Here is a 23,931-nt window from a genome sequence, read left to right on the forward strand (position 1 = left end):
AATATAAATGGGATTTTTAAGCCGTATTCGACGCCTGATCTCTGGTCAAGCTGACATCGCAGGTGTTGTGAATGTTTATGCCCCCGTTTCCGGTAAAATTGTTGCCGTAGAAAAAGTACCCGATGCCGTTTTTTCAGAGAAAATAGTGGGTGACGGATTAGCAGTCGAGCCCAAAGGCCGACTGGTCCTTGCGCCTATTGACGGTACTATAGGGAAAATATTCGAAACGAACCATGCATTTAGTATCGAGTCTAATCAAGGGCTTGAGATTTTTGTCCATTTTGGCATAGGCACTGTTGAACTCAGAGGTAATGGCTTTAAGCGCCTAGCCGAAGAGGGTCAAGAAGTTAAAGTCGGGGATCCTATATTAGAGTTTGATCTCGACTACTTAACCGAGCACGCCGATAGCTTGCTAACACCGGTACTCATTGCCAATATGGAAGACATACAAGGTTTAGACAAGAAACAAGGTCACATCGAAGCAGGCAAAGATGTTATCTTTTCAGTCATGCTGTAGCGCATGAAAATCTGCGTTACTGAAAATTGGCTCTGCTGATAGCTTATAGTCCAGCAACGATATGCCTTGAATAACACTCAACTAAGGCTTTATCACATCAGTTCACTCTTGAGCCGATTCAAAAGCAATGCCACAATGCAAAAAATTTATAAAAACAGATTGGAGTACCCTTTGAGACTTTTCGGAATTAAGAACTGCGATACCGTACGTAAGGCACGTAAATGGCTAGAAGCCAATCAAATCGAAGTGGCTTTTCATGATTTTCGTGAGGACGGCCTTAACACTGAGCAGGTTGAAAAATGGGTAGCAACTATTGGTTGGGAAACGCTATTTAATAAGCGTAGCACTAGCTTTAGAAATCTTACCGAAACAGAGAAAAGTGATCTTAATGAGAAAAAGGCCATCGCGCTCATGACTCTATATCCGACCTTGATCAAGCGTCCTGTTTTAGTCGCAAATAATCAGGTATTGGTTGGATTTAAAGAGGCCGATTACCGTGTGTGGTTCAATCTATGAGCCAGCATGACGAGTCCGCAGTACTAGAACTCGCCAAAGATCTAATTTCTCGCCCGTCTGTAACCCCCTTAGACGAAGGGTGTCAGCCATTGATGGCCGAACGGCTGCAACGGGTCGGCTTCGACATAGAGTCAATGGTGTTTGAAGATACAACTAATATGTGGGCTCGGCGAGGAACGCAGTCTCCGGTCTTTTGCTTTGCGGGCCATACCGATGTGGTTCCTGTTGGGGATTTAAACCGCTGGCACACACCGCCTTTTGATCCTGTCGTTATTGACGACTATCTTCATGGCCGTGGCGCTGCCGATATGAAAGGTTCATTGGCAGCCATGGTTGTCGCCACCGAGCGCTTCGTGAGAAAGCACCCAAATCATCAAGGCTCGATTGCATTTCTAATTACCAGTGACGAAGAGGGGCCGTTTATCAATGGCACCACTCGGGTCATCGATACCTTAGAGGCGCGTAACGAAAAAATTACTTGGTCCTTAGTCGGTGAGCCATCTTCGACCCATAAGCTTGGTGATATTGTGAAAAACGGTCGCCGTGGTAGCCTCACTGGCAACTTAACGGTAAAGGGGATCCAGGGACATGTCGCCTACCCTCACCTAGCCGACAACCCTATCCATAAGGCCGCACCGGCACTGGATGAGCTAGCCCGTATGAAGTGGGACAATGGCAATGAGTTCTTTCCACCGACCAGCTTTCAAATAGCCAATATTAACGGCGGCACTGGGGCATCGAATGTTATTCCCGGTGCGCTTGAAGTGATGTTTAACTTCCGCTACTCCACGGAAGTTACCGCCGAGATTTTGATTGAGCGAGTGCTCAATATCCTAAATGCCCATGGCTTAGATTATGATATCGACTGGGTCTTTAATGGTTTACCTTTCTTAACAGGTGATGGGCCTCTATTGGAGGCGACAAAAGCCGCAATTAAAAAGGTGACGGGGTCCGATACCGATCCTCAAACCTCGGGGGGAACCTCCGATGGACGCTTTATAGCCCCAACCGGTGCACAAGTTATCGAGCTCGGCCCAGTCAATGCCACCATACATAAAGTGAACGAGTGCGTTAAGGTATCCGATCTTGAGCAGCTCACCGACTGCTACGAAGCTATCTTGGAAAATCTACTGTGCAAGTAACTCAGTCCTATCTATACGGCCTCGACAAACAGGGCTTTGTCGATTGCTTAGGGCACCTTTTGGAAACGAATACTGCCGCTGCATTTTTAACAATGCAGCGCGCAGCGGTTAGCGATGGTATTGATCTTCAGATCTGCTCTGCCTATCGTGATTTCGAGAAACAACTGTCCATCTGGAATGCTAAGGCAAGCGGCAAACGAGTCTTGTTAAACAGAGAATCCCAGCCAGTATCGAGAGAAGGACTATCTTCAAATGAATTGGTCAACCTTATCCTTGTTTGGTCTGCCATTCCAGGTATGTCCCGCCATCATTGGGGGACGGATATCGATATTTTTGATGGCAACCGAATAAACCGTGAAGATCTCCGCCTAATCCCATCCGAATATCAAGCTAACGGTCCCTGTTTTGAATTAGACCAATGGTTGAGCATTCACGCACAAGATTACGGATTTTACCGTCCTTATCAGCCGCTGCTAAGTGGTGTAAGCCCTGAGCCTTGGCACTTAAGCTATTTTCCCATTTCAGCTGGCTATCTTGAAGCTTATGATTTGCAATCGGTAAAATCAGTGCTGCAGTCTTCAGAGATCCTAGAGAAAGAGACAATATTGGCCCAGTTGGAATCTCTCATTAACGAATACGTAATAAGAGTCGCTCCTATCCCCAACTGGCAGTGAACCCTTTTAAATTTAAATTATTCACACTTATTTGAGATCACACTGTGAACATGACAGAAACAACCACCCCGTACGCCCAAAACAGACAACAACTGACAATTGAAGGGAGCGAGCTAAGCTTCCTCGATATTGGCCAAGGCCCCGTTTTACTGCTTGGTCACAGTTACCTGTGGGATAGTGATATGTGGGCGCCTCAGATTGCTCACCTTAGTCAGCACTATCGCTGTATCGTCCCAGATCTCTGGGGACACGGCTTATCAGGAGCCTTACCTAGCAATTGTCGTAACCTTAGAGATATCGCTGCCCATATGCTATCGCTTATGGATCATCTTCAAATCGACAAGTTCTCTGTGATTGGCTTATCTGTTGGTGCCATGTGGGGAGCAGAACTTGCGCTCAAAGCACCTACTCGTGTGCAAAGTTTGATTATGTTGGGCAGTTTTATCGGTTATGAGCCTGAGATCACTCGCGATAAATATTATGCCATGCTCGAACTCATTAATAATGAGCAAACGATTTCAGACAAAATCATCGACACGATTACTCCACTCTTCTTTGCTAATCATCCCAAAACCGAATTAGTCGAGATTTTCAAACAAAAGCTAAAACATTTCGACAGCAGTAATCTCGATAACCTGTACCAGATAGGCAGAATGATTTTCGGACGCCGTGATACCATGGATGACGCCCACCTGCTTACCCTGCCTTGCTTAATCATGACAGGAGTCGAAGATAAAGCGCGCACCGTATTAGAAGGCTATTTAATGCATGATGCCATCGATGGTAGCGAATTCGTACATATTCCCGATTGCGGCCACATTTCGACCTTAGAGCAACCGGATTTTATTAATCAAAGACTTAGTAGTTTTTTATCGGCTAATTTCCAAGTATAACCGCGGCTATACAAGGCTTTCACTGGATGCTTAGGTTAGGTTTTATTTACACATTTCAAACCTGCCTAAGCACCACGTAATCTCAAGATATTTGCAACACCTAACACCAAGGCAATTGCAACGCACACACAAAAGCAACAATATTAACAATTATTTAAGATTGCTATTCTATAGTACTGAATAGACCAGCTAGGTTAGGTTACAGTGATAAACTTAGCCTGCATTCAAGTTAATCTTAACTGAGCAAATATAAGGCCCAAATGAAACTACTAAAACCGCTTTTTGAAAATAATCGTCGCTGGGCAGGTCGGATCTTAGAAGAAGATCCTAAATTCTTCGAGCAACTCGCCAAACAGCAAACGCCTGAGTATTTATGGATAGGCTGCTCCGATAGTCGAGTTCCTTCAAATCAAATCATTGACTTGATGCCAGGTGAAGTATTTGTCCACCGTAATATCGCCAATATGGTTATTCATACCGACTTAAACTGCTTATCAGTACTGCAGTACGCAGTCGAAGTGCTCAAAGTAAAGCACATCATGGTTGTTGGCCACTATGGTTGTGGCGGCATTAAAGCCTCGATGGGCACCGACAGATTAGGCCTTATCGACAATTGGCTAGGCCATATCCGTGATGTGTACCGCTTACATAGCGCCGATCTTGATGGTATGGATGAGTCTGAACGCTTCGATCGTCTGTGTGAACTGAACGTTATGGAACAAGTTGCCAATGTAACCAGTACCACGATTGTGCAAGAAGCTTGGGCAAGAGGTCAGGATGTAGCAGTTCACGGCTGGATCTACAGTGTTGAAAACGGCTTACTCTCAGATTTAGATGTTACCGTTAATAATGAAACGGCTAACGAAAAATAGCTAATACACAACAATTTTTCATTACCAGATTAAGGGCTAGCTCAGACAACATACTGAGATAGCCCTTTTTTACAGCAATCGTTACTTAATTTTTACTAAATATGAGAAAAATAGTAAGAATTCTCGCAGTTACCTCCCCTTCACAGTTATAATCGGCTATTTATTTTTAGCGTAATTTGGCGCAGTGAACACTAAGGAAATATCCATGCCTGGTTTTGAATTATTTGGTCCTGAAGAGAAACAAGAAGTCGCGGATGTAATGGAAAATGGCTTTACCTTCCGTTATAACTTTGATCATATGCGCAACGACCGCTGGAAAACCCGTGAAATGGAAGCCCTGCTATGCGAAAAGATGAATGCCAAGCATGCGCATTTAGTCTCTAGTGGTACGGCTGCCTTACAAACTGCAATGGCTGCAGCAGGAATTGGTGCCGGTGACGAAGTTATCGTGCCGCCTTTCACCTTTGTTGCTTCGGTTGAAGCCGTATTCATGGCTGGCGCAGTCCCAGTTTTTGCAGAAATCGATGAAACACTTTGTCTTTCTCCAGAAGGTATAGAAGCCGCGATTACCCCAAAGACTAAGGCTGTTAACTTAGTTCATATGTGTGGTTCGATGGCTAAAATGGAAGAGATTAAAGCCATCTGTGCTAAGCACAACTTAGTGCTACTCGAAGACGCCTGCCAAGCTATTGGTGGCAGTTACCGCGGCCAGGCACTAGGCACCATTGGTGATGTCGGCTGCTACTCTTTTGACTCGGTGAAAACCATCACCTGCGGTGAAGGTGGTGCTGTTATCACCAACAATGAAACCATCTACAATCATGCCCATATGTTTTCAGATCATGGTCACGATCACGTTGGTAGTGACCGCGGCGCTGAAGGCCACCCAATTATGGGACTGAACTTCCGGATCTCTGAGATGAACTCGGCTATGGGTCTAGCACAGCTACGTAAGCTAGATAAAATCATCGACATCCAGCGAACCAACAAAAAGCTAATTAAAGATGCGATGGCTGAGATCCCAGAAGTTTCTTTCCGAGAGATCCCCGATGTCGAAGGTGATTCAGCAGGTTTCCTAACCTTCTTTATGCCTACTGAAGCACGCACAATCGAAATCAATAAGAAGCTAGCCGAAAACGGTGTCGATGGTTGTTTCTACTGGTACATCAATAACTGGCACTATTTATCAAATTGGAAGCATATCCAGGAGCTTAAGTCTCCTTCTGCGCTCCCGATAACACTTATTGAAGACAGACCCGATTATACTAACGTGTCAGTGCCTAAGTCTGATGCAATTATGAGTCGTACTATCTCAATGCTTATCAAGCTGTCATGGACTGAGGAAGAAATTAAGCAGCGTATTGAAAACATTAAGCGCGCTTTCGCTTAAGCAACAACGAGTATCCGTCGCGCCGGGGATATCGGCGCGATGGCACATTTTAAATTAATGGCCCAACGGAGAATGTCGGAATGAGTTTTAAGAATTTCAAATGTGTACCAAAAATGATTTTTGGTCGCGGTTCATTTGTTCAGCTCGATCAAGTGTTAGCAGATGAGCGCCAAGTAGAAGATGATTTTGTAGTGTTTTTAGTTGATGATGCGCATCAATCAAAACCATTAGCTAATCGTGTTCCTGCCAAAGCGCAAGACTTACTCATTTATGTCAATGTGGACGACGAACCCACGACAAAACAAGTTGATGCTCTAACCGAGCAAGTTCAAGCTTTTAATAGCAAATTACCTGTCAGTGTTGTTGGTCTAGGTGGAGGTTCAACCCTAGACTTGGCAAAAGCGGTATCTCTGATGCTAACAAACCCCGGTGGAAGTGCCGAATACCAAGGTTGGGATCTGATTAAAAATCCAGCCATTCATCATATTGGTATTCCAACGGTATCGGGAACAGGCGCAGAAGCATCACGTACTGCGGTACTTTGCGGACCAGTACGTAAACTAGGCTTAAACTCTGATTACACAGTGTTTGATCAGATCATTATGGACTCTGAGCTTATCGCTGGCGTGCCAACAGATCAGTGGTTCTATACCGGCATGGATTGTTATATCCACTGTGTTGAATCACTAGAAGGCACATATTTAAACGAATTTGCTAAAGCATTTGCCGAAAAATCGATGGATCTTTGCCGTGAAGTCTTCCTAGACGATCATGAAGAGAAAGATGATAAACTGATGATGGCATCTTATATGGGCGGTATGAGTATCGCCTATAGCCAAGTTGGCGCGTGTCATGCCGTATCTTATGGTCTAGGCTATGTACTGGGCTACCATCATGGGATCGGTAATTGCCTAGCATTTGATGTACTTGAAGAGTTCTACCCAGAGGGTGTTGCCGAATTCCGTAAGATGATGGATAAACACAACATCGTTCTGCCGAAGAACATCTGTAAGGATCTTCCTGACGAAACTATCGCTAAGATGGTTGCCGTTACCAAGAGCATGGGCCCCCTTTGGGACAATGTTTACGGTGAAGGCTGGGAAGAAAAAGTCACCGACGAAATGCTGACTAAGCTATTCCGTCGTATCTAAACTCTAGCGTAAGCATAGAATGGGCTTCAAACAGAAGCCCATGATACTTTTTTAAGTAGGTAAATTGAATGAATGTAACCTTATTAATCCCTGCTCGTTACGGCTCTAGCCGTTTCCCTGGCAAGCCATTGGCGCCTATTAACGGCAAGCCAATGATCCAGCATGTCTACGAGCGCGCTGCTTTAGCAAAAGGGCTTAAAGACATCTATGTCGCCACCGATGATGAGCGCATTAAGAACGCCGTAGAAGGTTTTGGTGGCAAAGTTGTTATGACAGGTGCAGATGCCGCATCGGGTACGGACCGTATCGATGATGCAATTACTCAGCTAGGTCTTGCTGATGATGATCTTGTTATTAACTTGCAAGGCGATCAACCACTTATTGACCCTATCTCTATTGAGCAACTTGTTAGCCTGTGTGAGCGTCACCCAGGTGAATTTGATATGGCAACATTAGGTGTTGAGATTAAAGACGAAGCTCAGATTAATGATCCTAACCATGTGAAAATGGTATTCGATAATAATTTTAATGCCCTATATTTTTCTCGTGCAACGATTCCCTTCGGTCGTGACAACAGCGATTACCCAGTATACAAGCATCTAGGTATTTACGCATATACACGTAAATTTATTCAGACATTCGCAAAGCTACCACTTGGCCGCCTAGAAGATCTTGAGAAACTTGAACAGTTACGCGCACTCGAGTATGGCTACAAAATCAAAGTGGCCATCAGCGCCTTCGATTCACCAGAAGTGGATACACCAGAAGATATCCGCATTTGTGAAGCTAGACTTGCCGTTGACTAATTGAGGTTAAGTGATGTCAGATCTTGAAGTGGGTTTATTGATTTTACTGGTGCTCGGAGTGATCGCCAGTAACCTTGCGGTCTTAAAGTACAGTGCTAAACACAAGATGACCCAATTTGGCAAAAATCATCACGACAAAAAACTTGCTAAAAAAGACGGGTCTGAACAGCAAGAAAGTGTTCAAAGCAGTGATCCCACACCAAGCAAGGATAAAGCCGCTAATGACCAAGGCCAGAGTGACAAGGCTGACAAATCATAGATGGTAGGCAATCGTTATTAGCCACTTCAATTAAAACTCACAAAAAAGGCGCTTTTCGCGCCTTTTTCTTTACGTAACTCAAGCTCTAACTAGAGAGCGAGCCTCACGATTGGGATAACTCCTTCTCAAGCTGCTTAGCTATCGCCTCTGGAGAGCTAGTATTTTTAGCTAATAAAGAATAAGCGACTGGAATAACAAACAGGGTAAAAAATGTCGCTAACGTGATGCCGGAAAGCACAACCACACCGATAACGAAGCGGGTTTCCGCCCCCGCTCCCTCGGCGAGTACGAGTGGTACAGCTCCCGCAGCTGTGGTAATTCCCGTCATCAAGATGGGTCTAAGCCGTTGGCTTGATGCCTGAATGATCGCTTGCTGAAATTCAAATCCTTTGTCTCTTAGCTGATTGGCAAATTCGACAATTAAAATACCATTCTTTGCAGCCAAGCCCACCAGCATGATAATGCCTATCTGACTGTAAATATTGAGGCTCTGATCCGTTAGCCATAAGCCAATTAAGGCACCAAGTGTAGCCAAGGGAACCGTCAACATGATCACCAGCGGATGAATGTAGCTTTCAAACTGCGCCGCAAGCACTAAAAATACAATACCTAAGGCTAAGATGAACACAAAGTACATCGAATTTCCGGAGTCTTGATAATCCAGTGATTGGCCCTTATAGCTGACAATTGCCTCGGTAGGCAGATACGCATGAGTCAAATCATTGAGATAATCTAACGCTTCTCCTAAGCTATAGCCATCGGCCAAGTTGGCCTCAATGGTAATCGCCCGCATACGATTATAGCGATTTAACTGACTGGCGTCGGCAAACTCCTCTATAGAGATAAGGTTGGAGAGAGGGATAAGCTCTTTGCTCCTATCGGAGCGAACGTAGATATTTTCCAGATCGTTGGCGGTATTTTGATTATCTCGGTTACCTTCAATGATCACATCATACTCTTCACCATCTCTCATGAAGGTAGTGACTAAGCGAGATCCCAACATTGATTCAAGCGTACGGCCGATATGAGAAATGGATACACCTAATGCAGCGGCTCTATCTTTATCAATCACCACTCTAAGTTGTGGTTTAGTCTCATTATAATCATGATCTAACCCCACTAGATTTGGATTTTCTTTCGCTTTTTCAATAATAATGTCACGCCACCTAGCAAGCTCTTCATAACTTGGTCCACCAAGGACAAACTGCACAGGCTTACCAACCCCTCGCCCAAAGGCCTGACGCATCACAGGAAAGGCGCGCACTCCCGCTAAGTCAGATAGCCGGCCGCGAATATCACCGATAATCTCGAAAGCGCTACGTCGAACCGCCCAATCTTCCAAGACGATAATCGCCATACCATTCGAGAAGTTTGCGCTACGACCAAACCCACGAGGAGCTCGAATAAGTAGCCGCTTAATTTCACCAGCCTCTACCAGTGGCATCAAGCGATTTTCAATCTCATCCATATAGGACTCAATATATTCAAAACTCGCCCCCTGAGGGCCGTTAACGATCAAGAACATCGAGCCTCTATCTTCTCTCGGTGCAAACTCCTTAGGCACCTCTTTAGCCAGAAATGCGCTACTCACCAATGCAACGAGAATTAAGGAAGTGACTAAAAATGGATGACCCATAGCCTTAGCGAGAATCGAGCGATAATGGTTTGACAAGCTATCCATTCCCGCATCAATCTTACGCACTAACCAAGGGTCTTGTCCTGAAGGCTTAAGTACCTTTGAGCACATCATAGGGCTTAAGGTCAAAGCTACAATACTTGAGAATATCACCGCAGCACTCATGGCAACCGCGAACTCTTTAAACAGCTTACCCAAATCCCCTTCAAGGAAGGTTATTGGCATAAATACCGCGACTAGCACTAAGGTGGTCGCCACTACGGCAAAGGCCACCTCACGTGCTCCCAAAAACGCCGCTTTTAACGGCGAATCCCCCTCCTCTATTCGCCTATGAATATTTTCAAGTACCACAATGGCATCATCGACGACCATGCCAATAGCTAAGATCATCGCTAATAATGTCAGTAAGTTAATGGTATAACCTAAGGCAAACAATACGATAAATGTAGCCATCAAAGAAACGGGCACTGTAAGGGCTGGAATTAGCATGGCACGTACACTACCCAGAAACAGGTAGATCACTACGATGACTAAAAACATCGCAATAAACAAAGTTTGATAGACCTCTTTAACCGAGGCCTCAATAAACACAGAGCTGTCGTAAGAGCGTTTTATCTCCATTCCAGCAGGAAGAGTCGGGTTAATCTGGTCAACTAGCTTGTTTGCGGCTCTTGCAACATCTAATGTATTAGCCGTTGACTGCTTGGAGACCCCTAAACCAATCATGGCCTCACGGTTACCTCTAAAGGTAATACGCTCCTCTTCGGAGCCGATTTCAACTCTAGCAACATCACCCAGCTTAACTAAGTAGCCATCATCACCTTCAGCTAATACTAAGCTAGCAAAATCATCAGATGTTTTAAAACTGCGCTCCAGACGTACGGTAAAGTGACGCTCCTTCGACTCGACACTCCCGGCGGGTAGTTCAACGTTTTCAGAACGAAGCGCCGCTTCGACATCGGCAACCGTTAAGTTTCTCGCAGCTAGAGCTTGTCTGTCTATCCACACTCGCATGGCATAAACTTTACCACCACCTAAACGCATATTGGCCACACCATCAATCACAGAAAAACGATCGATTAAATAACGGCGTGCATAGTCGGTCAGCTGGAGAGTTGTCATCTGATCTGAAACAAGGTTCAACCACATGATCACTTCATCGCCACCATTGGCTTTTTGCACCTCAGGTGGATCGGCTTCCTCAGGTAAGTTGTTTAACAGTCCAGAGACTCTGTCTCTCACATCATTTGCTGCAGCCTCGATGTCACGACCAACATCAAACTCCAGAGTCACATTAGAGCGACCATCACTGCTCGATGAACTAATATGCTTAATGCCCTCAACGCCGCTGATCCTGTCTTCAACAAGCTGCGTAATACGGCTCTCCACCACAGCAGCACTGGCGCCACGGTAGTTAGTTTGTATCGACACCACGGGAGGATCGATATTGGGGTACTCTCGCAATGGCAGTTTCTCAAATGCAACTAGGCCAAAGATGATCAGCAGAATACTGATGACTGAAGCGAAAACGGGTCGCTTAACCGAAATATCAGTCAAGATCATGCTACTGGCTCCACACTCGCTTGCTCAAGAAAGCTAAAGCGCTCACTAAATGTCACCTTCACTTTATCGCCAGGACGCACTTTTAATAAGCCGCGGATCACCACTTGCTCACCGAGTTCTACGCCATCTAAGATCTCGACCCAACCTCGCTTACGTAGGCCAAGAGAGACCTGCTTTTGGGCTATCACGCCCTCTTCATTTACCAAATACACATAGTGTCTATCTTGTATGGGGATGATGGCGGACTCAGGTAAGATCAGCGCTTCTCTGCTCGTCTTTATCAACTTCACTTTCATCAACATCCCGGGTAATAAGCGCTGATTGGGGTTGGGGATTTCCGCTCTGACAATCACCGCACGAGTTGTCGGGTTTATACGGCTATCGATAGAAACGACTTTACCTTCAAACACCTCACCATCGAAGGCGACCGCTGTCGCTTCAACAGTTTTACCCAGTGCCAATGCTTGTAAAAAGCGTTCCGGCACAGAAAAATCGAGTTTGATCACCGAGATATCATCTAACGTCGTAATCGCATCACCAGGAGAGACCAGCGCACCAACACTCACCTGACGCAGGCCAAGTGAGCCAGAAAAAGGCGCGACAATACGTCTGTCACTCAATGCCGACTGAGCCTGAGCAAGTTCAGCTTTTGCCGTATCGATAAGTGTTTGCAGCCTATCTCGTTCAAGCTCTGCGATGGTTTGGCTCGTCACCAAAGTGCGAATACGTTCTAGCTCTCGCTGATGATCATTCACTTTTACTTTCGCCACTGTAACACGGGCACCTTGCTCACTATCTTGAAGCTGTACCAGTAAGCGCCCCTTGCTAACTAAATCACCGTCACTGAAATTAACCTTTGTCACCACATCGGTCACCTTGGGGGTCACCGTAATCGACTCATTAGCCTTACTGGTGCCGAGCGCTTCTACCTCATCACGAATAGCTTGCATCGATGCCTTAGTCACCACCACATTAGGTGTTGGCCGGGCTCTTTTAACTTTTTCGCTCGGAGATTGTTGTAGATAGAAATAAGCACCAGCGGCGCCAATTAATGCGAGGATTATTATTATTTTTTTCATGAGTGCCCTGACAGACGAATGTATCCAATTTTTGTCTAGTTTACCTTGAGACAAATTGGCTTCAATACGTTTTACTTTTTCTTACAAATAACACACTTGCGTCACACTCGTCAGCTAACAACATAAATAATGAGAATTCAAACAATCTTGAGTCAATAACGGTAAATTAACCAGGATATAAGGATAAATGCTGGGCTAAACCTTGCTAAGCAGCAGAAAGGACCTTTAGCTAGCAGGAGGGAAACGGAGACAAAATAGCGACAGCTGATACATCTTCAATGCATAGATAACAAAAAAGGAGCCTAAGGCTCCTTTTTAAGGTGATGGCGAATTAACGTACCTTACGGTCCTCTTCCATTAACTCAGAGAAACCATCATAGACTGCGGTAACAACCTCATTGGAGAGAGGCTCATTTTTCGCATTCAATAGGTGGATTTCAGTTTTATCATCAATACCATCTTTTAGTTCAATACGGTAAGAGCCCGCCTCGATTGGTAGCTCTTTATCACCCCATAGAGAGCTCCAGAAGCCTGAATCATCAGAAACGTTAATGTAAAGCAGGCCTTTGTTGCTATCCATATCGACAATCTCAAAGCCCATCTCAGGTAATACGATACGCAGACGATCCCAAGTACGTTTAAACTCAGCGTCGGCTAACCAATACGCCTGCTCTTCAGCGGCTGTGATCAGGTCAACATCAATACCTAAGCTTTGCTTAAGACGTTTAGCCTTAAGTGCCTTAGCGCGTTCAATACTGATATAACTAATCGAGTCATTTAATCTATCTATGGTATAGCGACGCTTGTCTTCACCACTGAGTAGAATGTCCTGTAGATCGCCATCATAGCTCTCTTCATGTTCAATAAGGTCGATAGTTAAATTACCGCTACGACCATGGGGGCGAACGTCAACATGGTACATGTAACGTTGCTTGAGCTTATAGACCTTGTCACTGCCCCAGAAGCTTGATTCGATCACTTGGTCACTCTCGATCCAATCAGTCTCTAATGTGCCTTTTTCAAAATCTTCACTGCGTAACGAAATCGATTTGCTGGCGAAATACTCTTTTAGTACCTCGAAAAGCTCTTGCTTAAGATCGATGTCGTTATCAATCGATTCAACGACGATCTTGATATTGTCACTGCCCTCTTCTACTCGGGTACCTTCTGCCATTGGCAATACCTGTAGTGGCGGGCGAATATCTAACTTTTTACCCACTAAGCTTTGATCTACTTTACTACCCACAGCAGGAATATCGTACTCCTTGCTGTATGTAGGCTTATTTAAGCCTTCAGGAATAATTAATTGTGGTTCAACAGTGAGATCTTGATAGTTCTGATCCGTATCGTTAGCCTGCCTTCTGTCAATCGGCGTGCTACATGCAGTAACGGCTGCAACTAAAATCAGTGGTGATATTTGCTTTAGCATTTATTATTTAACCTCTATTCGGGCATTTTTCATCGCTTCTAGCAACAGACCATGAAACTCGGTAGAAAGTTCAGTCAAAGGTAAACGAATTGTTCCATTACTAATGAGCCCCATACGATGTGCAGCCCATTTTACTGGGATCGGATTGGCTTCGCAGAACAGTACGCTAAACAACTCTTTAATCGACTCTTCGGCGGTAAGTGCAGCAGGAATATCTCCAGCCAAAGCCGCATCACACATAGCTTTAAACTGCTTAGGTACGATATTATTCGCAACAGAGATGACGCCATTGCCTCCCAATGAGAGAAACTCTCTTGCAGTCGCATCATCGCCACTATAAAGAAGAAAATCATCGCCACATAATTGACGTAATTGTTTTACGCGAGAAAGGTCTCCCGTAGCCTCTTTAACACCGATAATGTTGCTAATTCCAGCAAGCTCTGCAACGGTTTCAGGGCGCATATCAACCGCAGTTCTTCCCGGCACGTTGTAAAGAATTTGCGGAACATCAGTGCTCGCGGCAACTGCAGTATAATGAGCAATAAGTCCCTTTGGCGTCGGCTTATTGTAATAAGGAGTTACGCCTAACATAGCTGCCACGCCCACATGAGAGAGGCCTTTGGTCAGCTCTATCGCTTCGGCGGTTGCATTGGCGCCATTTCCGCCAATAATAGGAATTCGACCTGCGGCAAACTTCACCGTCTGCTCAACAACAGCAATATGCTCTTTCGCTGGCAATGTGGCTGACTCACCGGTTGTGCCTACCGCTACGATGGCATCTGTACCTTGGGCGATATGGTACTCAACTAAACTTTCAAGACTTTTATAATCAACTGTGCCGTCACTGTTCATTGGTGTGACTAAGGCAACGATGCTTCCGTATATCATGTATATTCCCCAAGGGTTCAGGACAGGCTATGGTACTGATGCAATCCACTAAAAACAAGCACTACAACGCAAGACTTAAGCATATTCATCATCAAGTTGAAACATATTAAATATGTTACAGGATCACAATGACAAGGGTCGCATTCTGATTAAGTTGTGATAGCATTAGCCACCGCACGAAAAAACGTTATTTATTTGACGCTTTTTTTTAAGTCTAACTAATAAGAAAATGGGGTATTAAATGTCCAATCACTTGGTCGTTACTGCAATGGGGGCCGACCGTCCAGGTATTGTTAGTAAGTTTGCACGACTCGCTAGTGAGTGTGACTGCGATATCGTTGATAGTCGCATGGCACTTTTTGGTAATGAATTTACCTTAATTATGATGCTTTCGGGATCATGGCCATCTATCACTAAAATGGAGTCGACGCTACCGAGCTTAAGTGTCGAGCTAGAGCTGTTGACGGTTATGAAACGCACGTCAAAGCACACACCGCAAAATTACATCTCCCGTTTAGAGGTAAACTTTAGCGGTCACGATCAGCGCGGTACAATGAAAAAGATCACTCAGTTTTTGGCTGACAGATCATTAGATCTCGCTGCAGTGAAGTCCCATGCAGAAGAAGACGCTACCGGTAAGCCAACACAAAACATTAGCTTAACGATCAATGTGCCCGAGAAAGTCGACTTAGATAAGTTAGAAGTTGGCTTAAATGAATTAGCAGAAGAGTTAACACTCGAGTGTACGATTGAACGTATGCAAGGTGTCGAAAGCTAAACCTTTAAGGATAAGAATATGAATACCTTAACCGTTGGCGATAATGCGCCACTTTTTACCCTACAAAATCAAAGAGACGAAAGCATTAGCCTTGCCGAGGCGTTGAAAACAGGTCCTGTACTGGTTTACTTTTATCCAAAGGCTTCAACGCCTGGTTGTACAGTGCAAGCCTGTGGTCTTAGAGACAGCAAGGCTGAGCTCAATGAGCTATCAGTAACTGTGCTAGGGTTAAGCCCGGATCCCGTTGCAAAGCTTGCCAAGTTTTCTGACAAGCAAGGACTTAACTTCTCTCTATTGAGCGATGAAGACCATGCAATAGCCGATGCATTTGGCGTATGGGGAGAAAAGAAGTTCACCCCTAGAAATTTTCTATGACAAAAAACCTTGAAAATTTTTTATGACAATCTACCCTTAATATGTGAGTAACATATTAAGGGTAGTTTTGTGATAGAAAAGCATGACGAAAATGATGTTTATGATGACTACCGACTGCTCTCCATAGAGGTAGATACATTAGCTAAACTGAGAATCTCACAGGTCATCGATACTGACTCTGGAGAAGTGACCCACTCACCCTACCTTTCCCCATCCAAATTACAGTCTCGCATAAAGAAGACCGATATTATCGTTGCACCAGATGGGCGTGTTGTTTATCCACAATCTCTTTATCTTGTGTCAAAACTCAGCGGTGACGGAAAAATTCAAGACACCAAATCAATGGCCAAAGGCTTATTGGCCTTTACTCGATATTTAGACTCTACCCACTACCCTCAAGTTGATGATGGGAATGTGATACCACCTCAGTACCTAAGCTATAAAACACTGACGAAACATGAAGAAGAAGGCGCACCTTGGCAATTTGCAGAGCACCTTTTAGCAAACTGTCGTTCTCGGAAGGAGGCAACTGGTGACGAAGCGTACTCGCTTAACTCAGCAAGAAGCTATATGGGTTCTGTTATTGGGTTTTATAAGTGGATGCAGAGACACGGTTACCTCAAAAATGATGATGAGCATGTCTTGACACACTTCACCGAGGTTGAGGTTAACGTAGGGGACACCAACCAGCATGACATGCTTGCCCATACTAAGTATGGCGCAAAGCGGCTCTATGAGATATCAAACATCATGAAGATGTTCCCAAAAATCGATAAAACGCCTGCTCATCAAAAATTGAAGCCTATGACGTTAGAGCATAAAGAACTGTTCTCTCAACACATTCGTACATTGCCAAAAGCTGCTTCCCTGATACTGAGACTATGTGAAGAGGCAGGACTTAGGATTGATGAAGCGACACATTTCCCTGCTCGCGATATTGGTGATAAGGATTTTAGTGGATTAGATGTCGTACCATTTACCATTACACATACCAAGGGCACTAAGCAGCGCACGATTGAAATCCCTATCGCACTGTATGAGGAATTAGAGCAATTCAAGGAATGTAGTCAGCGACAAAAAAACCTAACTCGCCGACAGGATCTGATTAATTCCAAAGAAGAACTGGATACCACTGAGTACCTTTTTCTTTCCAATAAAGGGCGGCCTTACACAGCAAATACTCTAGAGGCGCATTTTAGCGAACTGCGACAGCGCATCCGTACAATAGATCCTGAGTGGTACTATCGAATCCATGACCTTCGCTCAACTTATGCCACGCATTGGCTTTGGCGTGAGTATAGAGAGCGACAGGTTGCCTATGAGTATCTAATGGACGAGTTAGCCTCGCTTATGGGACATTCGAGCACCGCAACCACGGAAAAGTACATTAAGTTCATGAGTAAGTTTGATGAGCAGTTACGGGTTGCACAGAGCAAAAACAACAAGATTAACAAGGGGTGGTAGCATGGCAAAAAGTCCACTCGCAAAGAACTCAAAGACGGTTAAGCATGTTAGAAACAGTAAGAATGTGGTTACGTTGCACCTTACCATCCCCTATAAGAGCTCCAGAAACAGGAAGGCAACCGAGTTTGATATATCACACCTGTTATACCAGGCCGCAAACAGCAATAACGTCAAAATCGACAGCCGTATCCCTTTTTTAAGGAGCTTTTGTAAAAAAGCCAACCAGTATGTTGATAATGGCAGATCGGCGCGAACCATCCAGGGGGTCTACGAAATATTAAGAGCCTTCATTGTCTTTAGTGACGCCGTAAACGTTGACCCCTTTTCTGAAGCTGGCTATTTAAAATATGCCGGAAATGATGGCGAACTGCGGCACCGGATTAAGATGTACATCCCATCCAAAAGGCTATGGGAGATGAGTCATGGCGATGAGTTGGGTATTAAGGAAACCTCAGCCTCTCAAATAACTACAACACTTCGCACCGCCCTTTTATGGTGTGGATTACCCGCTAACACATGGGCAACCCATCACCGAGGGTTTACTGGCGAAAAGACACCATATAAGGGTTACTCTGACGCTGAAGAAGAGGTGCTTGTTGCTCGGTTGAGTGAGTTATTTTTCATCCTAGCCCCACAGCTCATTGCGGCAAAAAACAAAAACTTGCCCAGCCTGACGAGTTGCCTGTCGTTATTGACTTAGGTGGCCACCAAGAAATCATTTCAATTAAAACGTCTCTCAAAACAAAAAAACTAGGGCTGAGTAAAACGGGCACATCCGTAAAGCCTGCCGCAGCCTTTAACATGGCGATGGGAGCGGCTTATCACATAATGTGCTTTTTTACCTCATTAAACGATGGCGACGTAAAGAGCATCGCTCATCCTATCACGATTCATACTGATGAGCGGGATAAAAGCTTACAAGTAGTTAAGGTGTCGAGCTTTAAGGCACGCGCAAATAAAGAGGTAGACGCTGTACTTACCAACCAAATCTTCGATGTTGATAAACGGGGTGGAGTGAAGTTTATTAAAACCCTTGAAACGCTTTCAGCACTCTACGGCGGTGGCGAAAAAGGCTCAGAGTTACTGTTTACGCTGAACAACCTAGGGGAAAAAAGCAGCTCGTTTGAGTTGGATCAAATAAACAAATATTTAATGGTAAAGTTAAACTTACTCTCATCCACTCGTGCATCCTGCCTGCCATGGTTTAAGGAGTTGTTTCACAGCTATCGAAACCAGCATGTTATCGAGTTAAAAAAACATACGAATACACTTGGTCGAACTATCGTAAGTAAAGTCTCTCGCCCGTGCTCAAAAGATGGAGCCACAGGAGGCGCAACGAATGCTGCCTACTGCATCTTATCGTGTTACACAGACTTAGCCCTCAAGGGCATCTTACTGCCGCTGACTTATTCGGATAAAGACCCTGAGGGCAACATCAGTGTGTCGTTCAAATACCGCAATGGCGAGAGCCATCACTTCTCTGTTCCTGCTGCTGACAAGGCGTTAATCAAAGATATTGAACAATTCGCCACAGAGTTAGCCGATAAACAAGCCTCTAAAAAATATGAGCGGTTGCTGCTCAAACGAGGAAATCATAAAAAAGCCCCTAAAGACTGGGACGGAAATAGCCCTATCAGCCCTAATCTAATGAAAACATGGTCAATTAAACCCAACGAATACTTCATATCGCTTCAATCAAGCCGCTGGAGAGAAATGACCAGTAACCAAGTGTACTCCGTGAGTGGCGCTGGCGGCGTTCAAAGCCTCCTGCAAAACCTTCTTCAAACCATTGATAAGCACTATGCCAATGGTGATCCAATACTCAACAAAATCATCATCTCACAAGCTCTACAAGTGATGGAACTATTGGATGAAGACACCAGTTTAGAGCAAGCAAAAGAGATAGTTGCAGCTAAACTTGGCATCATAATGCTGACGCATGATAAATGGAAGATGAAGCAAGATGAAGAAAGAGCAAAAACCAATCCCAATGGCATTCATTGCAATGGGCAACAAAACATTGCAGGGGGAAAAAACACCCAGCGTGAAACCAATAACGCCATGAAGCTACAGCTACCTTGTGCTGAATACGACATGTGCCATAAATGCCAATCAGCCAATGCCGTTAATGAGACTCAATCCATCTATAAACTTATCTCTTTTATTGATGTGCTGAAAGAGGCAGTAAACCTATACCCTAACGCGCAAGAGGAAGTCCATGAAAGAATCGCCGCTTTTGAGGTTACTCTCGATGGTGCTAGCAAGGATGTGTACGACAATGCGATGGCATTATTTAACCAAAGCGGTCGTCACCCTCGGGTATCTATGGATCACGCTATTTTAGCACTACACCGTTAATTGGGAGCCAATCATGATAAAGCTACCTAAGTACAACATCGGCCAACAAGATGCCCTGTTAAGCGCGCAAAATCATGTTGGAGGCTACATAAACTACCTGAAGGATGTGTTAGAGCCAGCCATTAAATCAGGCGAGTGGGATGACTTTGAGACACTAGATATTGGTTTTAGCGTCACAGGAGAGTCACTGGGTAAAATTGGGGACAATAACGCTTGGCGTCAGCTCCAACCCTTCTTTGAGCCTAATGCGACCAAACCGGATACCCTAGACTTCTTTCTTGACGGAAAGGTGGTGGAGCGCAACCTTACAAACCAATTGAGAGCACTGGCATTGAGTATGATGTGGCTCTCGCCTAAAGATTATTCTTTTTTGAGCATTGTGCAGGCTATCACTGGGTTAAAGAAAGTCGCCACCGCTCTACTGAATGAAGGCCACAATAGCTTTGAGTTATTAAGTTTTGAGCTGTTAGAGACTTGGGTATTAGGTGATGTTACCGATTTGGACTTCGAACGAGAACACACCTATACACCACTCAACAAACTGTACATTGAAGCCAAGAGGCTGCCCTTTAACGTTAGCCTGACCAAAACGTTATCTGCCTCGGATTTTGGTTTAGCCATTAAAGAGCCTGAACAGTACACGGTTATCCCGCAGAGGCTGTACTATCTGGGACTTCAACAATCAGAAGCATTGGTGAACGAGCTATACCCCATTCGTGATGAGCTTGGCAAACTTTCAGATTACATTGCTGGCTACCATGAGAAATCCTACCAAGGGTATGCTAAATACCTTGTTAGCGATGAGGCAAAGTTTAAAAATGGCGGGCTTCAGTGGTATTTATCTTCAGCAAATAAAGGTGATAAGGAAAAGAAAATATCCTTTCAAACTGCTTTTCTCGCGCTCAATAACCCGACACAAGAATCGACCCTTGAACTACTCAACAAGCACAAACCTGCCATACCGAATCAATACATCTACAAATTCTACCCTGAGCGAACGTTGAAGGTTGGTAATAGGGAGGTAACCGGACTTAGAGAGGCGCAAACATTATTTAAACAACTCAATGGTGGTTGCCTCTGGGCATTAATGTCCCGCACAGGTATGCGCTTGGATGAAATCTTTCACCTACATACTGCAAATGGGTGCACAACAGAAACCATATCAGGGCAAACCATTCACGTTATTCATGCAGACCTCTCAAAAACCACCAAAGGCTCTCAGTTAAAACAGGATGAGTTTGTCACTACAGAGGTAGGTAAAAAGGCTTACGAGATACTGCAAGCGCTACATTCGCCACTTAGACAGCGTCACCCTGATAGCCAAGCTTTTTTTCACAAGACAAAAGGGGGCAGTGATGCTATCAACAAAGATAATCTTAATATCTATATGGCTGCGTGGTTTGAAGGCGCACTGGGAGAGAAGTTTGCCCTAACCAATGATGATGTGATTGATTTGAAGATCTCAGATCCTAACCTTTCGTTTAATATGGGGGATGACTATGACTTCTCAGGACATCAGCTCCGCCGCTCGTTTGCCTATTATCTGATCGGCTTCGAGCTTTGTGAGTTCCCCCAACTCAAGCAGCAGTTCAGCCATGTATCCATGGCGATGACACGCCATTACGCTAAGAACGCCAGTAAATTCCAGAAAATCAGAAAGCAAAAGATAAACTTGGCTCACGCCATTGATGAAGAAAGGATTGATCAAAAAGCGCAATTGTACCTGAACATCTACAAGAAGCTGGCGAACAAAGAGCGTGTCGCTGGCGGCAAGGGCAAAGAGTTTGCCAAAAACATGATGAAGGCTAAGCGTAACCTGTTTAAAGATAAGGTCGATGACGACATGCTCTCGGACAACTACTGGAAAAAGCAAATCCGAGATCAAAAGCGCCACATTCACGCCGTCGCCCCCGGTGTTTACTGCACTTCAACAGGCTGTAGCCTACGTACACAAGTCAACCTATTAGAGTGCGTGGACTGTAAGAACGACTATATTGTCGATGCTGTTTTCGCAGAAGCTAAGCGTAAAGAGGCCGAAATTCATATGCTATGGGACATTGAACATGATGAATTGACGCCTCAAACAGCGTCAGAAGTGTATATCAAAATCACGGCTGCTGAACGCATTATGAAAGACCTAGATATCAGCTATGAACCCGTTGTAATACCTCAAGAAGTTCAAGACCTGCTGATCAACTACGGAGTGACTGCCTAATGACACAAGCAACTAAGAGTAAGCTCATAAATGCCCTAGAGCGCCTGTTAGAGGGTAAACCAGAAAACCGAGAGCTAAGGAAGAAAGCCCGAGAAGGTAAGCTAAAAATCAACAATAGTGCAGTTGAGAAAGAAGCTGGACTTTCGGTAGGCGCACTTCGCAGGCATGAAGACGTTCAAATAATGGTGAAGAATAAGTCACTTGAAGCTCGTGCAGCACAGGGCGGCTCAAGTAAATCACCTATTGAAGTTTTACAAACTGAAGTAAAACAACTTAAAAGCGAAAAGACTCAAGCCAATAAGAAAAAAAAGGAATACTTAGACCTCTCAAGAAGCCATGAGAAAGCCTTAGCTAGACAAGCAGCCAACCATATCAAAATGGTTCAGGAACTCATGGAGATGCTGCATGAAAGTGAGCGAGAGAAGGCAATGGATAAGGTCATCAAAGCAAGGCCAGATAACCTTATCAAAGGTGATTTTAGATAAAAACATCCTGTTTAGTGTAATCACTAGACAGGACAATCAATCACCTCTAAAATTGCGCACTCTAGCGACATTAAGGTGCACTAAACCGGACACAGTCAATTACACTACCCCACACATAACTTAAATGAAGAAAAGCAAGGACAGAAACAATGGTAATCGAAGCCGCAAAAACAGCACCTGATTTTACTTTAAATGACCAAGATAATAATCCTGTCACGCTCTCTGAGCTTAAAGGGAAAAAAGTATTACTCTACTTCTACCCACGCGCTTCAACGCCAGGTTGTACTGTGCAGGCTCAAGGGCTACGCGATACTAAAGCAGAACTAGATGCTCATAACGTCGTTGTGCTAGGTCTAAGTCCTGACACCCCTAAAAAGCTGACTAATTTCATCAACAAGCAAGAACTTAACTTCACCTTGCTAGCCGATGAAGAACACGTCGTTTGCGAAAAATACGGAGTTTGGCAACTCAAAAAATTTATGGGAAGAGAGAATATGGGCGTAGTAAGAACAAGCTTCTTAATCAATGAGTCTGGCTATATTGAGCATGTATTCAACAAGTTCAAAACTAAAGATCACCATGAAGTTGTATTGGACTACCTGAACAGCAAATAACCGTACATGAGTAATTAACTCTTCAACTTGGGGCAGTCATGATTGGCTACATTCGAGTATCAGATCCACAAAGAGCCGATGGCGAATCACAAAAAGAAGCTATCAAGGCGTATGCCGCTAAACGTGGCATACAAATATCGGATTGGATAGAAGAACATGTGTCTGCCACCAAGACAGAACTTAGTGAGCGGAAGTTATCTTCCCTCATTACCTCTCAACAAAGCATCATTGTGTCGGATATCACACGACTGGGTCGCCACAAGGTTATGGAGTTAGTCGGCGCTATCGGCCAGATAGCCTCATACGGTGAGCTGCATTTGGCATACAACGACACCATCATTAATTCTGAGAACGTTGATAGTGCTGAAATCATTTTTACAGTTACTGGGCAGTCTTTTGCCAGCGCTGTAGAGGCTCAGAAACGCTCTGAACGAGCCAAAGCTGGTCACGCTAAACGAAAGGCCAAAGGGCTATCATCTGGCCGTCAGAAGGGACAGAAGGTTAAGTCCAGGCTTGATGAGCATACGGCGTTTATATTAAACCTCCTCGACACCAAGGCCTCCAAAGCTGAAATCCTAAGAAAACTAAACGAACGCGGTGTTTCGATTACTAGAAGTAGATTTTACTCGTGGTTGGAAGACCGTGGACTTCATAATAAGAAGGCTGAATTCCAGACCGATATGTTCCAAGCATAAAGCTAACTAATTTCGAGCCCCCGCTAATCACTAACTCGTTTTTGGACAGGAACGCGTTAGTGCAAAGGGTCTAAGAATGGGTAGTGGAATTAGCAAATGTATGGGTATCAATTAAAGTTTACACTGACCCCA

Annotated in this window: 22 protein-coding genes and 1 pseudogene; 19 read left to right on the forward strand and 4 right to left on the reverse strand. The window is 44.5% G+C overall.

Annotated features, from left to right (window positions below):
- The first annotated feature begins 7 nt into the window (after positions 1-7).
- The 10 genes from crr (at position 8) to L1D44_RS16215 (ending at position 8,220) form a co-directional block, all read left to right on the forward strand.
- Positions 8-517 (forward strand): PTS glucose transporter subunit IIA, encoded by a 510-nt coding sequence (gene crr, locus L1D44_RS16170; protein WP_239892285.1) that lies wholly within the window; start codon positions 8-10, stop codon positions 515-517.
- Between the two features lie 135 nt (positions 518-652).
- The gene (locus L1D44_RS16175) at positions 653-1,033 is read left to right on the forward strand and encodes an ArsC family reductase (RefSeq protein WP_239892286.1); all 381 of its coding nucleotides are present in this window, start codon (positions 653-655) and stop codon (positions 1,031-1,033) included.
- Positions 1,030-2,175 carry a succinyl-diaminopimelate desuccinylase gene (gene dapE, locus L1D44_RS16180; RefSeq protein WP_239892287.1) on the forward strand — a complete coding sequence of 382 codons (1,146 nt, stop codon included), beginning with the start codon at positions 1,030-1,032 and terminating at the stop codon, positions 2,173-2,175. The genes L1D44_RS16175 and dapE overlap by 4 nt, the downstream gene beginning before the upstream one ends.
- Complete coding sequence (locus tag L1D44_RS16185; protein ID WP_239892288.1) at positions 2,166-2,849, forward strand: M15 family metallopeptidase; 684 nt, start codon at positions 2,166-2,168, stop codon at positions 2,847-2,849. Before dapE ends, L1D44_RS16185 begins: the two co-directional genes overlap by 10 nt.
- 50 nt (positions 2,850-2,899) lie before the next feature.
- A complete protein-coding gene (locus tag L1D44_RS16190) occupies positions 2,900-3,742 on the forward strand; it encodes an alpha/beta hydrolase (RefSeq protein ID WP_239892331.1) in 843 nt (280 codons plus the stop codon).
- A gap of 260 nt (positions 3,743-4,002) precedes the next feature.
- Positions 4,003-4,614 carry a carbonate dehydratase gene (gene can, locus L1D44_RS16195; protein ID WP_239892289.1) on the forward strand — a complete coding sequence of 204 codons (612 nt, stop codon included), beginning with the start codon at positions 4,003-4,005 and terminating at the stop codon, positions 4,612-4,614.
- A gap of 205 nt (positions 4,615-4,819) precedes the next feature.
- On the forward strand, positions 4,820-6,004 hold the full coding sequence (gene kdnA / locus L1D44_RS16200; RefSeq protein WP_239892290.1) for an 8-amino-3,8-dideoxy-alpha-D-manno-octulosonate transaminase KdnA: 1,185 nt from the start codon (positions 4,820-4,822) through the stop codon (positions 6,002-6,004).
- A gap of 80 nt (positions 6,005-6,084) precedes the next feature.
- Positions 6,085-7,155: a 3-deoxy-alpha-D-manno-octulosonate 8-oxidase KdnB gene (kdnB, locus tag L1D44_RS16205; RefSeq protein WP_239892291.1), complete on the forward strand. Its 1,071-nt coding sequence runs from the start codon at positions 6,085-6,087 to the stop codon at positions 7,153-7,155.
- A 68-nt stretch (positions 7,156-7,223) separates the two neighbouring features.
- Complete coding sequence (gene kdsB / locus L1D44_RS16210) at positions 7,224-7,961, forward strand: 3-deoxy-manno-octulosonate cytidylyltransferase (RefSeq protein WP_220769696.1); 738 nt, start codon at positions 7,224-7,226, stop codon at positions 7,959-7,961.
- Positions 7,962-7,974: 13 nt separating this feature from the next.
- Complete coding sequence (locus tag L1D44_RS16215; RefSeq protein WP_239892292.1) at positions 7,975-8,220, forward strand: DUF2897 family protein; 246 nt, start codon at positions 7,975-7,977, stop codon at positions 8,218-8,220.
- 103 nt (positions 8,221-8,323) lie between these two features.
- Here the strand turns inward: L1D44_RS16215 and L1D44_RS16220 are convergent, their stop codons facing one another.
- From L1D44_RS16220 to dapA, 4 genes are all read right to left on the reverse strand, one after another.
- Positions 8,324-11,419, reverse strand: a complete 3,096-nt coding sequence (locus L1D44_RS16220; RefSeq protein ID WP_239892293.1) for an efflux RND transporter permease subunit — start codon at positions 11,417-11,419, stop codon at positions 8,324-8,326.
- Positions 11,416-12,498: an efflux RND transporter periplasmic adaptor subunit gene (locus L1D44_RS16225; protein WP_239892295.1), complete on the reverse strand. Its 1,083-nt coding sequence runs from the start codon at positions 12,496-12,498 to the stop codon at positions 11,416-11,418. The genes L1D44_RS16220 and L1D44_RS16225 overlap by 4 nt, the downstream gene beginning before the upstream one ends.
- A 331-nt stretch (positions 12,499-12,829) precedes the next feature.
- Positions 12,830-13,927 (reverse strand): outer membrane protein assembly factor BamC, encoded by a 1,098-nt coding sequence (bamC, locus tag L1D44_RS16230; protein WP_239892297.1) that lies wholly within the window; start codon positions 13,925-13,927, stop codon positions 12,830-12,832.
- Between the two features lie 3 nt (positions 13,928-13,930).
- Positions 13,931-14,815, reverse strand: coding sequence for a 4-hydroxy-tetrahydrodipicolinate synthase (dapA, locus tag L1D44_RS16235; protein WP_239892299.1), 885 nt, complete (start codon positions 14,813-14,815; stop codon positions 13,931-13,933).
- Positions 14,816-15,056: 241 nt separating this feature from the next.
- Between dapA and L1D44_RS16240 the strand changes: the two genes are divergently transcribed.
- The 9 genes and pseudogenes from L1D44_RS16240 (at position 15,057) to L1D44_RS16280 (ending at position 23,799) form a co-directional block, all read left to right on the forward strand.
- Positions 15,057-15,593, forward strand: coding sequence for an ACT domain-containing protein (locus L1D44_RS16240; RefSeq protein ID WP_239892301.1), 537 nt, complete (start codon positions 15,057-15,059; stop codon positions 15,591-15,593).
- A gap of 18 nt (positions 15,594-15,611) precedes the next feature.
- Positions 15,612-15,947, forward strand: a pseudogene (gene bcp / locus L1D44_RS16245) (thioredoxin-dependent thiol peroxidase); the annotation flags it as partial.
- A 90-nt stretch (positions 15,948-16,037) separates the two neighbouring features.
- On the forward strand, positions 16,038-17,432 hold the full coding sequence (locus tag L1D44_RS21870) for a site-specific integrase (protein WP_239892303.1): 1,395 nt from the start codon (positions 16,038-16,040) through the stop codon (positions 17,430-17,432).
- Position 17,433: 1 nt separating this feature from the next.
- Positions 17,434-18,132 (forward strand): hypothetical protein, encoded by a 699-nt coding sequence (locus L1D44_RS16255; RefSeq protein WP_239892305.1) that lies wholly within the window; start codon positions 17,434-17,436, stop codon positions 18,130-18,132.
- A gap of 128 nt (positions 18,133-18,260) precedes the next feature.
- Complete coding sequence (locus L1D44_RS16260; protein WP_239892307.1) at positions 18,261-19,790, forward strand: hypothetical protein; 1,530 nt, start codon at positions 18,261-18,263, stop codon at positions 19,788-19,790.
- 13 nt (positions 19,791-19,803) lie between these two features.
- Entirely contained in the window at positions 19,804-22,005 is a 2,202-nt protein-coding gene (locus tag L1D44_RS16265) for a hypothetical protein (RefSeq protein WP_239892309.1), read from the forward strand.
- Complete coding sequence (locus tag L1D44_RS16270; RefSeq protein WP_239892311.1) at positions 22,005-22,490, forward strand: hypothetical protein; 486 nt, start codon at positions 22,005-22,007, stop codon at positions 22,488-22,490. The genes L1D44_RS16265 and L1D44_RS16270 overlap by 1 nt, the downstream gene beginning before the upstream one ends.
- Positions 22,491-22,639: 149 nt before the next feature.
- On the forward strand, positions 22,640-23,104 hold the full coding sequence (gene bcp, locus L1D44_RS16275) for a thioredoxin-dependent thiol peroxidase (protein WP_239892313.1): 465 nt from the start codon (positions 22,640-22,642) through the stop codon (positions 23,102-23,104).
- Between the two features lie 38 nt (positions 23,105-23,142).
- A complete protein-coding gene (locus L1D44_RS16280) occupies positions 23,143-23,799 on the forward strand; it encodes a recombinase family protein (RefSeq protein ID WP_239892315.1) in 657 nt (218 codons plus the stop codon).
- Positions 23,800-23,931 lie beyond the last annotated feature (132 nt).

The organism is Shewanella sp. Isolate13, from assembly GCF_022398325.1.
Taxonomy (GTDB): Bacteria; Pseudomonadota; Gammaproteobacteria; order Enterobacterales; family Shewanellaceae; genus Shewanella.

Excerpts from the sequence above, each read along its gene's own strand:
- crr (WP_239892285.1), top strand. The coding sequence starts at position 8 with ATGGGATTTTTAAGCCGTATTCGACGCCTGATCTCTGGTCAAGCTGAC.
- L1D44_RS16175 (WP_239892286.1), top strand. The coding sequence starts at position 653 with ATGCAAAAAATTTATAAAAACAGATTGGAGTACCCTTTGAGACTTTTC.
- dapE (WP_239892287.1), top strand. The coding sequence starts at position 1,030 with ATGAGCCAGCATGACGAGTCCGCAGTACTAGAACTCGCCAAAGATCTA.
- L1D44_RS16190 (WP_239892331.1), top strand. The coding sequence starts at position 2,900 with ATGACAGAAACAACCACCCCGTACGCCCAAAACAGACAACAACTGACA.
- can (WP_239892289.1), top strand. The coding sequence starts at position 4,003 with ATGAAACTACTAAAACCGCTTTTTGAAAATAATCGTCGCTGGGCAGGT.
- kdnA (WP_239892290.1), top strand. The coding sequence starts at position 4,820 with ATGCCTGGTTTTGAATTATTTGGTCCTGAAGAGAAACAAGAAGTCGCG.
- kdnB (WP_239892291.1), top strand. The coding sequence starts at position 6,085 with ATGAGTTTTAAGAATTTCAAATGTGTACCAAAAATGATTTTTGGTCGC.
- kdsB (WP_220769696.1), top strand. The coding sequence starts at position 7,224 with ATGAATGTAACCTTATTAATCCCTGCTCGTTACGGCTCTAGCCGTTTC.
- L1D44_RS16215 (WP_239892292.1), top strand. The coding sequence starts at position 7,975 with ATGTCAGATCTTGAAGTGGGTTTATTGATTTTACTGGTGCTCGGAGTG.
- L1D44_RS16220 (WP_239892293.1), bottom strand. The coding sequence starts at position 11,419 with ATGATCTTGACTGATATTTCGGTTAAGCGACCCGTTTTCGCTTCAGTC.
- L1D44_RS16225 (WP_239892295.1), bottom strand. The coding sequence starts at position 12,498 with ATGAAAAAAATAATAATAATCCTCGCATTAATTGGCGCCGCTGGTGCT.
- bamC (WP_239892297.1), bottom strand. The coding sequence starts at position 13,927 with ATGCTAAAGCAAATATCACCACTGATTTTAGTTGCAGCCGTTACTGCA.
- dapA (WP_239892299.1), bottom strand. The coding sequence starts at position 14,815 with ATGATATACGGAAGCATCGTTGCCTTAGTCACACCAATGAACAGTGAC.
- L1D44_RS16240 (WP_239892301.1), top strand. The coding sequence starts at position 15,057 with ATGTCCAATCACTTGGTCGTTACTGCAATGGGGGCCGACCGTCCAGGT.
- L1D44_RS16255 (WP_239892305.1), top strand. The coding sequence starts at position 17,434 with ATGGCAAAAAGTCCACTCGCAAAGAACTCAAAGACGGTTAAGCATGTT.
- L1D44_RS16260 (WP_239892307.1), top strand. The coding sequence starts at position 18,261 with ATGTGCTTTTTTACCTCATTAAACGATGGCGACGTAAAGAGCATCGCT.
- L1D44_RS16265 (WP_239892309.1), top strand. The coding sequence starts at position 19,804 with ATGATAAAGCTACCTAAGTACAACATCGGCCAACAAGATGCCCTGTTA.
- L1D44_RS16270 (WP_239892311.1), top strand. The coding sequence starts at position 22,005 with ATGACACAAGCAACTAAGAGTAAGCTCATAAATGCCCTAGAGCGCCTG.
- bcp (WP_239892313.1), top strand. The coding sequence starts at position 22,640 with ATGGTAATCGAAGCCGCAAAAACAGCACCTGATTTTACTTTAAATGAC.
- L1D44_RS16280 (WP_239892315.1), top strand. The coding sequence starts at position 23,143 with ATGATTGGCTACATTCGAGTATCAGATCCACAAAGAGCCGATGGCGAA.